Source organism: Rhodococcus sp. LMD, from assembly GCF_056108245.1.
On sequence record NZ_CM148557.1, the window covers coordinates 371,475 to 382,912 of the forward strand.

At 63.8% G+C, this 11,438-nt stretch carries 7 protein-coding genes and 3 rRNA genes; 5 read left to right on the top strand and 5 right to left on the bottom strand.

Features of this window, described 5'->3' with window-relative positions; translation table 11 throughout:
* Window positions 1–32: 32 nt before the first annotated feature.
* The 4 genes from ACWPQI_RS01670 to ACWPQI_RS01685 form a co-directional block, all read right to left on the bottom strand.
* Window positions 33–806: a sulfite exporter TauE/SafE family protein gene (locus ACWPQI_RS01670; protein WP_010596145.1), complete on the bottom strand. Its 774-nt coding sequence runs from the start codon at window positions 804–806 to the stop codon at window positions 33–35.
* A gap of 19 nt (window positions 807–825) precedes the next feature.
* Window positions 826–1,251 carry a very short patch repair endonuclease gene (locus tag ACWPQI_RS01675; RefSeq protein WP_048774344.1) on the bottom strand — a complete coding sequence of 142 codons (426 nt, stop codon included), beginning with the start codon at window positions 1,249–1,251 and terminating at the stop codon, window positions 826–828.
* 17 nt (window positions 1,252–1,268) lie between these two features.
* On the bottom strand, window positions 1,269–2,414 hold the full coding sequence (locus ACWPQI_RS01680; RefSeq protein ID WP_043805762.1) for a DNA cytosine methyltransferase: 1,146 nt from the start codon (window positions 2,412–2,414) through the stop codon (window positions 1,269–1,271).
* A gap of 122 nt (window positions 2,415–2,536) precedes the next feature.
* Window positions 2,537–2,785 carry a hypothetical protein gene (locus ACWPQI_RS01685; RefSeq protein ID WP_010596142.1) on the bottom strand — a complete coding sequence of 83 codons (249 nt, stop codon included), beginning with the start codon at window positions 2,783–2,785 and terminating at the stop codon, window positions 2,537–2,539.
* A 615-nt stretch (window positions 2,786–3,400) separates the two neighbouring features.
* Here ACWPQI_RS01685 and ACWPQI_RS01690 point away from each other — a divergent pair.
* From ACWPQI_RS01690 to ACWPQI_RS01705, 4 genes are all read left to right on the top strand, one after another.
* Window positions 3,401–4,923: ribosomal RNA gene (locus ACWPQI_RS01690) — 16S ribosomal RNA — on the top strand.
* Window positions 4,924–5,224: 301 nt separating this feature from the next.
* Window positions 5,225–8,358, top strand: a 23S ribosomal RNA gene (locus ACWPQI_RS01695).
* A 105-nt stretch (window positions 8,359–8,463) separates the two neighbouring features.
* Window positions 8,464–8,580, top strand: a 5S ribosomal RNA gene (gene rrf, locus ACWPQI_RS01700).
* The 16S, 23S and 5S rRNA genes sit together here, the layout of an rRNA operon.
* A gap of 217 nt (window positions 8,581–8,797) precedes the next feature.
* Complete coding sequence (locus ACWPQI_RS01705) at window positions 8,798–9,406, top strand: hypothetical protein (RefSeq protein WP_026137974.1); 609 nt, start codon at window positions 8,798–8,800, stop codon at window positions 9,404–9,406.
* Window positions 9,407–9,462: 56 nt separating this feature from the next.
* On the opposite strand, the gene ACWPQI_RS01710 is transcribed toward ACWPQI_RS01705, so the two are convergent.
* Window positions 9,463–10,599: a GIY-YIG nuclease family protein gene (locus ACWPQI_RS01710; protein WP_010594847.1), complete on the bottom strand. Its 1,137-nt coding sequence runs from the start codon at window positions 10,597–10,599 to the stop codon at window positions 9,463–9,465.
* Between the two features lie 313 nt (window positions 10,600–10,912).
* Between ACWPQI_RS01710 and ACWPQI_RS01715 the strand changes: the two genes are divergently transcribed.
* Window positions 10,913–11,428: a putative glycolipid-binding domain-containing protein gene (locus ACWPQI_RS01715; RefSeq protein WP_003936924.1), complete on the top strand. Its 516-nt coding sequence runs from the start codon at window positions 10,913–10,915 to the stop codon at window positions 11,426–11,428.
* The last annotated feature ends 10 nt before the right edge of the window (window positions 11,429–11,438 follow it).

Below are 11,438 nucleotides of genomic sequence, written 5' to 3' on the forward strand. Positions count from 1 at the left end.
AAGAATGCGCCGGTTACGCGACGAGTTCCGGCTCAGCGCAGGAACAGGGTGTCCACCAGCACGTACGCGGCCACGACGAAGACGAGCCAGGCGAACCACCGCCGCAGCCGGTCGGTTTCCATGCGGGTACCGAGGTGACCGGCAACCAGTGACGCGACGACCGCGGCCCCGGCGAACGCCGCAGTGAGCGGCCAGTCGATGTCGGCGTCCCCGATGTGCGCGACGAGCCCGGCCGTCGAGTTGGCGACGATGACGATCAGCGAGGTCCCCACGGCGACGCTCATCTCCAACCCGAGGAGGATCACCAGCGCGGGGATGATCAGGAAGCCGCCTCCGACGCCGAACAGCCCGGTCAGGAAGCCCACTCCCACACCGGCCGGGATCGACCTCGGCGCGCATCGCTTCCAGTCGATGCCGGAGTCACCGGTCGTGCACGCGGTTCCGGCGTCGTCGTTCTCGCGCAGCATCCGGATGCCCGCCAGCACCATCACGGCGGCGAAGCCCACCAGCAGTACCGGCTGCGGCAGCAACGTGCCGACCGCCGTCCCCGCAAACGTCGCGGGGATGCCGGCCGCGGCGAACACCGCGGCCAGCCGCCAGTCGACCTGCCCGGCCCGGATCTTGGGGATCGCCCCGGACAGGGCTGCCGCTCCGACGACGATCAGCGAGATGGGGATGGCCTGGCGGAACTCGAGTCCGAGGCCGTACACCAGGGCGGGAACCGCGAGGATGGATCCGCCGCCACCGAGGAGGCCGAGCAGGACCCCGAGGAGCGCTCCCAGAACGAGCGCGATTGCCGGTTCCACCGCATCCTCCCTTCGGTAGTCAGGAATCGGCAGTACCCGGTTCGGCCGCGGACAATGCGGCCTGCACCCGGTCCGCGGCCTCCACGGGATTCTCGTGCTCCCAGATCCGCACCACCGTCCACCCGGCCGCGGCGAGCGCCGCGTCGGTGTTCCGGTCGCGGGCCACGTTGGCGGCGAGCTTGGCGGCCCACCACTCGGCGTTGTTCTTCGGATCGGTGGCGTGCTGCGGGCAACGGTGCCAGAAGCACCCGTCGACATACACCGCCACTCGGCGACGCGGAAACACCAGGTCGGCGCGTCGACGGATGCCCTTCAGCGGCGCCCGATCGACGAAGTAGCGCACCCCGCGCCCGTGGAGCTCCCGGCGCAGGGCCACCTCGGGGACGGTGTCCCGGCGTCGCTGCCGTCTCATCCGGGCGCTGGTCTGCGGGTCGGTGGAGGGCACGGCAGCCGGATCCGTCCTCAGGCCGCGGCTTCGGGGAAGCCGCCCATGCGGTCGAGGTGGGACTCGACGTCGTCGAGGAAGCCGGGCACGAATCTCAGGTTGCCGGACCGAGCCCGCCGCAGGAATCCGGCCGTGGCCCGTGCGGACAGCAGTCGCGCGTCCTCCAGGTATCCCGCGAGGTCCTCGTACGGCTCCTGGACCGGCCAGTGCGACTCGTGCACCCGGAACGCTCGTCGCCGGGCCCCCCAGGCGGCACTCGGCCAGGGGTCCCCCGGCCGCAGCGCTGTCTCGTGGTCGGGGGAGTAGTCGATGGGCCGGCCGAGCCGTCCACCGACCCAGGCGGCCATGCGGACGCTCACGGCGTTGCCGACGAGCCGCCACCGATGCCCGGTCCGAACGCCGGGTGCCTGGGTGGCGGGTGCGGTCCAGTCCGGGTCGAAGCCCTGGAGCCGTTCGGCGTCGATCAGACCGGGCGTGACGATCTCTCCCGACGGCAACCGCACCGCCGGCGGACTGGCGATGCCGACCGTGGACCCGCCCTTGAGGGTGGGCACGGCGTTGACCGCCCAGCCCAGACCGCGTACGCCTTCCGTCCAGTAGAAGCCGCACGGGTGGGTGTCGGGATCGCCTTCCGCGGGGGCACCGGCGTCCTCGCCGAAGAGCACCGCGCGGGGATCGTCGGTCCGCGAGGCGAGCATGAGCACCCGCTGTCGCCGCTGCGGAAGTCCGAACGCGCGGGCGTCGACGACCCGGTACGCCCACGCGTACCCGAGATCTTCGAGCGCGTCGGTGATGTGACGCATCGCGGCGCCGCGGCCGAGTTGCAGCATGAAGGGGACGTTCTCGATGAGCAGCCAGCGCGGTCCCTGCTTGCGCCGCACCAACCGGAACACCTCGTCGACGAGGCCCGACCGGGAGCCGGTGATGCCGGCGGTCCGGCCGGCCTGCGACAGGTCCTGGCACGGAAAGCCCGCGGTGACGATCTCGGTTGCCTGAGGAAGGGAACGAAGGCGCGTGACATCGGTGTGCAGCGTCACGTCGGTGAAGCGAGCGCGAAGTACGGCTTGCGCTCCGGCGTCGATCTCGCAGAGCAGTTCGGTGCGCCAGCCGTGCTCGGCCAGTCCGAGCTCGAGTCCGCCGATTCCGGCGAACAATCCCACCATGTTCCCGGTCGACGTCACGGCACCCTTTCTCGCTTTGCTCACGGAGCACGTTACTCGAGAAATCGGGCGGCCCGTGCCGCGACGCGTGATGCCGTGATCACTGTCGCCGAAAGCCGGCACGGCTACCCGAGGGGACGCGACGACTCGAACGCGGCCTTCATCCGGACGACGGTCGCGATCCTTGCGGCGACGCGCGGTGCGACGTCACACGCACAGCCGTCCGACGCGTCTGCGTCGAGCTCGAGGAGGACCTCGTCGAGCGTGTCGAGCATGTCGTCGCAGGCGGCGGCGCACAGCGCCGCCGCGAGCGAACGCGGGTCGGGGCCATCCATCCGGGCCGGCTCGACGATCTCTGCGGGAAAGCCGCTCATGGGTCTCCTGTACCTGAGTGGGTGGCACGTAGCCCTCGGTAGATGAGACGCAGCCGGGCACAGGACGGTTCCGCGTCCCGGAAACACACGTACTCGAGCGCAAATGATGGCTCTGAGCTGGCGATTTGGCGTACAGCCGGATGTTCACGTAACTTATTCCAGGTCAGAGCGACACGGACACCGACCCGGCCCGCAGGGGCTCGGGACAACGAGGTTGGACGCAGGCGCCTGATTACCTTGATTGAGAACCTTCTGGTAAGGTTTCCAATCGCCCCGAGATCGGATCGGCCGCAGAGTTTTGACTCCGAAGGCCCCCGATGTTAGGCTGGAACGGTTGCCCCGGAGCAAGGCACTGAAGGTGCGGAGCGATGGTGTGTGCGTGTTCTTTGAGAACTCAACAGTGTGCCGATGAATGTCAGTGCCAAATTTTTTATTTGGTGCGATCAGATCAGACGCCGACCATGGTGTCAAGCCGATGAGGCGTCGTGATGATCGTTGCTGGCTGCCGCATTCTTCCGTCTGTGGTGGTCAGTGTTTTTGCTAGTTTGAGTTTTTTGCTAGTGATTCGGCTCTACGCTTATGGCTGATTACTCTTTCGGGAGGAATCGAGAGTCTTCAACGGAGAGTTTGATCCTGGCTCAGGACGAACGCTGGCGGCGTGCTTAACACATGCAAGTCGAACGATGAAGCCCAGCTTGCTGGGTGGATTAGTGGCGAACGGGTGAGTAACACGTGGGTGATCTGCCCTGCACTTCGGGATAAGCCTGGGAAACTGGGTCTAATACCGGATAGGACCTCGGGATGCATGTTCCGGGGTGGAAAGGTTTTCCGGTGCAGGATGGGCCCGCGGCCTATCAGCTTGTTGGTGGGGTAACGGCCCACCAAGGCGACGACGGGTAGCCGGCCTGAGAGGGCGACCGGCCACACTGGGACTGAGACACGGCCCAGACTCCTACGGGAGGCAGCAGTGGGGAATATTGCACAATGGGCGCAAGCCTGATGCAGCGACGCCGCGTGAGGGATGACGGCCTTCGGGTTGTAAACCTCTTTCAGTACCGACGAAGCGCAAGTGACGGTAGGTACAGAAGAAGCACCGGCCAACTACGTGCCAGCAGCCGCGGTAATACGTAGGGTGCGAGCGTTGTCCGGAATTACTGGGCGTAAAGAGCTCGTAGGCGGTTTGTCGCGTCGTCTGTGAAAACCCGCAGCTCAACTGCGGGCTTGCAGGCGATACGGGCAGACTTGAGTACTGCAGGGGAGACTGGAATTCCTGGTGTAGCGGTGAAATGCGCAGATATCAGGAGGAACACCGGTGGCGAAGGCGGGTCTCTGGGCAGTAACTGACGCTGAGGAGCGAAAGCGTGGGTAGCGAACAGGATTAGATACCCTGGTAGTCCACGCCGTAAACGGTGGGCGCTAGGTGTGGGTTTCCTTCCACGGGATCCGTGCCGTAGCTAACGCATTAAGCGCCCCGCCTGGGGAGTACGGCCGCAAGGCTAAAACTCAAAGGAATTGACGGGGGCCCGCACAAGCGGCGGAGCATGTGGATTAATTCGATGCAACGCGAAGAACCTTACCTGGGTTTGACATACACCGGACCGCCCCAGAGATGGGGTTTCCCTTGTGGTCGGTGTACAGGTGGTGCATGGCTGTCGTCAGCTCGTGTCGTGAGATGTTGGGTTAAGTCCCGCAACGAGCGCAACCCTTGTCCTGTGTTGCCAGCACGTAATGGTGGGGACTCGCAGGAGACTGCCGGGGTCAACTCGGAGGAAGGTGGGGACGACGTCAAGTCATCATGCCCCTTATGTCCAGGGCTTCACACATGCTACAATGGCCGGTACAGAGGGCTGCGATACCGCGAGGTGGAGCGAATCCCTTAAAGCCGGTCTCAGTTCGGATCGGGGTCTGCAACTCGACCCCGTGAAGTCGGAGTCGCTAGTAATCGCAGATCAGCAACGCTGCGGTGAATACGTTCCCGGGCCTTGTACACACCGCCCGTCACGTCATGAAAGTCGGTAACACCCGAAGCCGGTGGCCTAACCCCTCGTGGGAGGGAGCCGTCGAAGGTGGGATCGGCGATTGGGACGAAGTCGTAACAAGGTAGCCGTACCGGAAGGTGCGGCTGGATCACCTCCTTTCTAAGGAGCACTTCTCCCGGCGAGGGTTCACACAGGTGAATGCCTCTCGGGCAGAGACTGTTTCGTTCCCACACGTGGAACGGCAGGAGCTCATGGGTGGAACGCTGACAGGTATTTTCTTCGTCACCGCCGGTCCGAGTGCCGGCGGGAAGAGAGTTATATCGGTGCACTGTTGGGTCCTGAGAGAACACGCGAGTGTTCGATCAGCGACGATGCCTGTCAAAGCTTCTGCCGGTCGGTGGGGTGAGTAGTGGGTGTTGTGTGTTGTTTGAGAACTGCACAGTGGACGCGAGCATCTTTGTTGTAAGTGTTTATGAGCGTACGGTGGATGCCTTGGCACCAGGAGCCGATGAAGGACGTGGGAGGCTGCGATATGCCTCGGGGAGCTGTCAACCGAGCTGTGATCCGAGGATTTCCGAATGGGGAAACCCAGCACGAGTGATGTCGTGTTACCCGCGCCTGAATATATAGGGCGTGTGGAGGGAACGTGGGGAAGTGAAACATCTCAGTACCCACAGGAAGAGAAAACAACATGTGATTCCGTGAGTAGTGGCGAGCGAAAGCGGAAGAGGCTAAACCGGGCACATGCGATACCCGGCAGGGGTTGTGTGTTCGGGGTTGTGGGGTTCGATGTGTCGGTGCTGCCGCACCGGCCGACAGTGAGAAATCGCCTGTGTTAGTCGAAGTGGTCTGGAACGGCCCGTCGTAGAGGGTGAGAATCCCGTAGACGAAAACACGGTGACTGTCGATTCGGATACCCGAGTAGCAGCGGGCCCGTGAAATCTGCTGTGAATCTGTCGGGACCACCCGATAAGCCTGAATACTCCCTGGTGACCGATAGCGGACTAGTACCGTGAGGGAAAGGTGAAAAGTACCCCGGGAGGGGAGTGAAATAGTACCTGAAACCGTGCGCTTACAATCCGTCGGAGCCTTCGAGCAGTTTGGTCTGCTGGGGGTGACGGCGTGCCTTTTGAAGAATGAGCCTGCGAGTTAGTGGCATGTCGCGAGGTTAACCCGTGTGGGGTAGTCGTAGCGAAAGCGAGTCCGAACAGGGCGTATCAGTGGCATGTTCTAGACCCGAAGCGGAGTGATCTACCCATGGCCAGGGTGAAGCGACGGTAAGACGTCGTGGAGGCCCGAACCCACTTAGGTTGAAAACTGAGGGGATGAGCTGTGGGTAGGGGTGAAAGGCCAATCAAACTCCGTGATAGCTGGTTCTCCCCGAAATGCATTTAGGTGCAGCGTCGCGTGTTTCTCACCGGAGGTAGAGCTACTGGATGGTCTAGGGGGCCCACAAGCTTACCGAAATCAGCCAAACTCCGAATGCCGGTGAGTGAGAGCGCGGCAGTGAGACTGCGGGGGATAAGCTTCGTAGTCGAGAGGGAAACAGCCCAGATCGCCGGCTAAGGCCCCTAAGCGTGTACTAAGTGGAAAAGGATGTGGGATCGCTGAGACAACCAGGAGGTTGGCTTAGAAGCAGCCACCCTTGAAAGAGTGCGTAATAGCTCACTGGTCAAGTGGTTCTGCGCCGACAATGTAGCGGGGCTCAAGTACACCGCCGAAGCCGCGGCACTCACACAACACCCACTCGTTTCTGCGGAGACGGGTGCAGTGGTGTGGGTGGGTAGGGGAGCGTCGTGCCGCCGGGGAAGCGCCGGAGTGATCCAGGTGTGGAGGCGGCGCGAGTGAGAATGCAGGCATGAGTAGCGAAAGACGAGTGAGAAACTCGTCCGCCGAATGACCAAGGGTTCCTGGGCCAGGTTAATCCGCCCAGGGTGAGTCGGGACCTAAGGCGAGGCCGACAGGCGTAGTCGATGGACAACGGGTTGATATTCCCGTACCCGTGTGAACGCGCCCCTGGTGAATCAGTGATGCTAACCGTCCTGAAGCCGGCCGGTTCCTTCGGGAATCGGTCGTGTGGATGCACGGGACCCGATCTGGTAGTAGCCAAGCGATGGGGTGACGCAGGAAGGTAGTGGGGCCGGTCAGTGGTTGTACCGGTGTAAGCCTGTAGGGCGTGACATAGGCAAATCCGTGTCGCACGAGCCTGAGAGGTGATGCGTAGCCGAATGAGGCGAATTCCATGATCCTATGCTGCCGAGAAAAGCCTCTAGCGAGCTTTCACACGGCCCGTACCCCAAACCGACACAGGTGGTCAGGTAGAGAATACCGAGGCGATCGAGAGAACTGTGGTTAAGGAACTCGGCAAAATGCCCCCGTAACTTCGGGAGAAGGGGGACCAGCCCTGGTGAAGACCTTCGCGGTCGGAGCTGGGGGTGGTCGCAGAGACCAGAGAGAAGCGACTGTTTACTAAAAACACAGGTCCGTGCGAAGTCGTAAGACGAGGTATACGGACTGACGCCTGCCCGGTGCTGGAAGGTTAAGAGGACCGGTCAGCGGAGCGATCCGCGAAGCTGAGAATTTAAGCCCCAGTAAACGGCGGTGGTAACTATAACCATCCTAAGGTAGCGAAATTCCTTGTCGGGTAAGTTCCGACCTGCACGAATGGCGTAACGACTTCTCTGCTGTCTCAACCACAGACTCGGCGAAATTGCATTACGAGTAAAGATGCTCGTTACGCGCGGCAGGACGAAAAGACCCCGGGACCTTCACTACAGCTTGGTATTGGTGTTCGGTTCGGTTTGTGTAGGATAGGTGGGAGACTGTGAAGCGGTGACGCCAGTTACCGTGGAGTCGTTGTTGAAATACCACTCTGATCGTATTGGACCTCTAACCTCGGACCCTGATCGGGTTCAGGGACAGTGCCTGGTGGGTAGTTTAACTGGGGCGGTTGCCTCCCAAAATGTAACGGAGGCGCCCAAAGGTTCCCTCAGCCTGGTTGGCAATCAGGTGTCGAGTGCAAGTGCACAAGGGAGCTTGACTGTGAGACCGACAGGTCGAGCAGGGACGAAAGTCGGGACTAGTGATCCGGCACCGGCATGTGGAAGCGGTGTCGCTCAACGGATAAAAGGTACCCCGGGGATAACAGGCTGATCTTCCCCAAGAGTCCATATCGACGGGATGGTTTGGCACCTCGATGTCGGCTCGTCGCATCCTGGGGCTGGAGTAGGTCCCAAGGGTTGGGCTGTTCGCCCATTAAAGCGGCACGCGAGCTGGGTTTAGAACGTCGTGAGACAGTTCGGTCTCTATCCGCCGCGCGCGTTAGAAACTTGAGGAAGGCTGTCCCTAGTACGAGAGGACCGGGACGGACGAACCTCTGGTGTGCCAGTTGTCCCGCCAGGGGCACGGCTGGTTGGCTACGTTCGGAAGGGATAACCGCTGAAAGCATCTAAGCGGGAAGCCTGTTCCAAGATGAGGTTTCTCACCCCCTCGAGGGGGTAAGGCCCCCGGCAGACCACCGGGTTGATAGGCCGGAACTGGAAGTGCGGCAACGCATGCAGGTGACCGGTACTAATAGGCCGAGGACTTACCACGAAGAAGCTACGCGTCCACTGTGCGGTATCTGAAACAGCACACACATCAGATACCGAAGCCCGACAAGGGTATTCGAGAACTCTGATGCGTGACGTTTCGCAGAGTTACGGCGGCCATAGCGACAGGGAAACGCCCGGTCCCATTCCGAACCCGGAAGCTAAGCCTGTCTGCGCCGATGGTACTGCACCCGACAGGGTGTGGGAGAGTAGGACACCGCCGAACACCCGTTACCGGAAGCCCCCCGACCTCGTCGGGGGGCTTCCGGCATTTCTGCATGTTCCGGCCCGTCCGCTCTTGTCCGCGGTCCGGCACAGGCGAATCATTGACTCCACGGTGGTCGCGATCGCCGGCCGTCGGGTGACGTCGGTGGTGGACGGCGACGGGTCGGCCACGGAAATCGTTTGGGTGCGGGCTCGTCCCGCACGCGGAGGCGATGGAGATGTTCATTCAGGTCTGGCAGGGAAAGGTCCGCGACGAGCAGGGGTTGAAGGACTGCCTGCAGCGGTGGACGGACGAGCTGCGCCCCGGCGCCGTGGGCTATCTGGGCAGCACGTCGGGATTCAGTGACGACGGCACCTTCGTGTCGGTGGCCCGGTTCGAATCGGAAGAGGCGGCCCGCCGGAACAGTGAACGTCCGGAGCAGGGCGAGTGGTGGGCCGAGGCGGAGCAGTGCTTCGACGGCGAGATCGTCGTCCACGACTGCCGCGACGTCGAGGTGTGGATGGAAGGTGGCTCCGACACCGCAGGGTTCGTTCAGGTGATGGAGGGGCACAGCCCCGATGTCGGGCGGATGAAGAGCCTGCTCGTGCAGAGCCAGGAACGGGTGCATCAGTTGCGACCCGAGATCATCGGCGGCACGTTCGCCACCTACGGCGACGACGGGTACGTCGAGACCATGTACTTCTCGTCCGAGGACGAGGCGCGTGCCCACGAACGGATGGAGATACCCGACGATCTGCGGCCGCTGCTGGAAGAGGAGATGCGGCTACAGGGCGATGTGCACTACTACGACCTGCACGCACCCATTCTCACCCCGAGCGGCAGGTGATCCGGGAGAACCGTCGGTAGGAAGTCCGGGCCGTGACGACACGGCCCGGACCAGGATCAGGGTCTCGGCCTGTGGGGCAGGGCCCGGGTGAGTCGCGGCGCCCAGCCGTGGGACGGCCAGCGCTTGAGCCCCAGCCGATCCGGCGTCAGACGGGTGTCGACGAAGAGCTTCTCGAGTTCGGGATCGGCGTCGCCGAGGAAGCGGTAGAGGATCGTGCCGCCGTTGTCCTCGGTGCGGGAGGCCGCTTCCCACCCGGTGGCCCGGTAGGCGCCGCGGACGATGTTGTCGGCGACGACCAGGATGGGCAGGCCGTCGATCCGGCGTGCCGACGCTCCGGCCGGCCACGGACGGTCGGCGAGCCCACGGACCTGCTCGGCGGACGCCGATTTCGCCTCGGTGATCCGGAGCACGACGCACGGCGTGGGCAGCTCGGGTGCGGCCTCCGCGGAGTACTGACGAATCAACTCCTCGACGGGACGGGCCACCCGGTCGGATTCCTCGGTGGCGCCGACGAGATTGGTCAGCACGATCTCGCCGTCGTGCGGTTCGAGCAACCCCAGTACCGAGACGAGGGCCTGCGCGGTGAAGCCGGCGGCGTGATCGGCGTCCACGGCCGGGGCCACCCGGTCGGCCACGACGTAGTGACCTACGGAGTAGCCGGAGTCGTAGACGGCACGGATCCGGCGCACGGCCGCGTCGGTTTCGGGGGTCTGTGCGGGCGCGGCTTCGCCGCCGGCGGCGAGTTTGTGGTCTTCGCCGAGCGCGGTCCAGGTCAGGACGAACAGCCGGTTCCCGCGGCCCTGCCCGACGTGCAGGACGGTATGGTCGCGCGGGTCGACGAGGGCGTACACGTAGGCACCGAGCTGTTCGACGACCGTCGCCGGCAGCGGGTCCGGGGTGGGGGTGCGGTCGTCGACGTCGGTGACGATCTCGCGCAGGACGGCCAGACGCAGCGCCACCGGCACGGTTCCGGCGGAGCCCCCGAACAGTTCGCGGTTGGCTGCATCGACAGAGCCGAAGGTGCGTCCGGTGTGGCGGGCCAGGGCGGCGAGCGCATGCGTGAACTCGGCAAGCCGCCGGCGAGGGTCCGCGGCGGTGTCGGGCAGCTCGTTGCTGGTCAGGAACATCTGGATCTCGGGGGACTCCAGGAGGATCTGGGCGATGTTCTGAGGAACTGTCCACACGGTACGCATGAGGCGACTGTAGGCCAGTCTTTCCCGGGCAGCGGGTTACGTGCTCAAACGCGCCGCACAAGGAGGTCGGTCACCGTGCGGACACCCCGTCGTGGTGTCGCGGACATGTCCCCGTGGTGTGACGGCAGACACGTTCGAAGGGGTCGTGTGCTACACGAAGGGCACGATTCCCGGCACCCCTGCTCCCCGGGAGTGGCTCGTCGCTTAACGTAGACACGTGAGCATCCCAGTCCCCGATGCCGCGCGGTCTGCGGCGAGCCCAGCATCGAACTGGCCCGCGATTCTGACGTGGCGGGCGTACGACGTTCCTCGGATGGAGTCGGTGCGTGTCCAACTGAGCGGCGATCGCATCAAGGCGGCGGGCCGGATCGTGGGCGCGCAGTGCGCGGAGCATCCCGCGTTCAGCGCGTCGTACGACCTCGTGACCGACGAGAACGGTGTCACGCGCCGGTTGTCGGTGCGCACGACCCTGGCCGCCGGTGAGAGGCACATGTCGATCAGCCGGTCCGAGGAGGGCATCTGGATGGTCGACAACGGCACCCAGCACCAGCGGTCGGCGTTCGGCGGTGCACTCGACGTCGACGTCATCCTCAGCCCGTTCTTCAATGCGCTGCCGATCCGCCGCTACGGGCTGCAGTCCGGCGCGGACGAACTCGAGGTGCCGGTCGTCTACGTGAATCTGCTCGATCTCGGCATCGAGGAGGCCACGCTCGTCTACAGCAGCGCAGCCGACGGCATCCACGTCCTGTCCCCGGTGTCCAGTTCGTCGGTGACGGTCGACGGCGATGGGTTCGTCGTGAACTACCCCGGCCTGGCGGGACGGATCTAGGACGGGTCGG

What these genes read in the sequence shown, in the direction of transcription:
- ACWPQI_RS01680 (WP_043805762.1), bottom strand. Translation starts at nt 2,414, where the DNA reads ATGGTGGGATTGTTCGCCGGAATCGGCGGACTCGAGCTCGGACTGGCC.
- ACWPQI_RS01685 (WP_010596142.1), bottom strand. Translation starts at nt 2,785, where the DNA reads ATGAGCGGCTTTCCCGCAGAGATCGTCGAGCCGGCCCGGATGGATGGC.
- ACWPQI_RS01705 (WP_026137974.1), top strand. Translation starts at nt 8,798, where the DNA reads ATGTTCATTCAGGTCTGGCAGGGAAAGGTCCGCGACGAGCAGGGGTTG.
- ACWPQI_RS01710 (WP_010594847.1), bottom strand. Translation starts at nt 10,599, where the DNA reads ATGCGTACCGTGTGGACAGTTCCTCAGAACATCGCCCAGATCCTCCTG.
- ACWPQI_RS01715 (WP_003936924.1), top strand. Translation starts at nt 10,913, where the DNA reads ATGGAGTCGGTGCGTGTCCAACTGAGCGGCGATCGCATCAAGGCGGCG.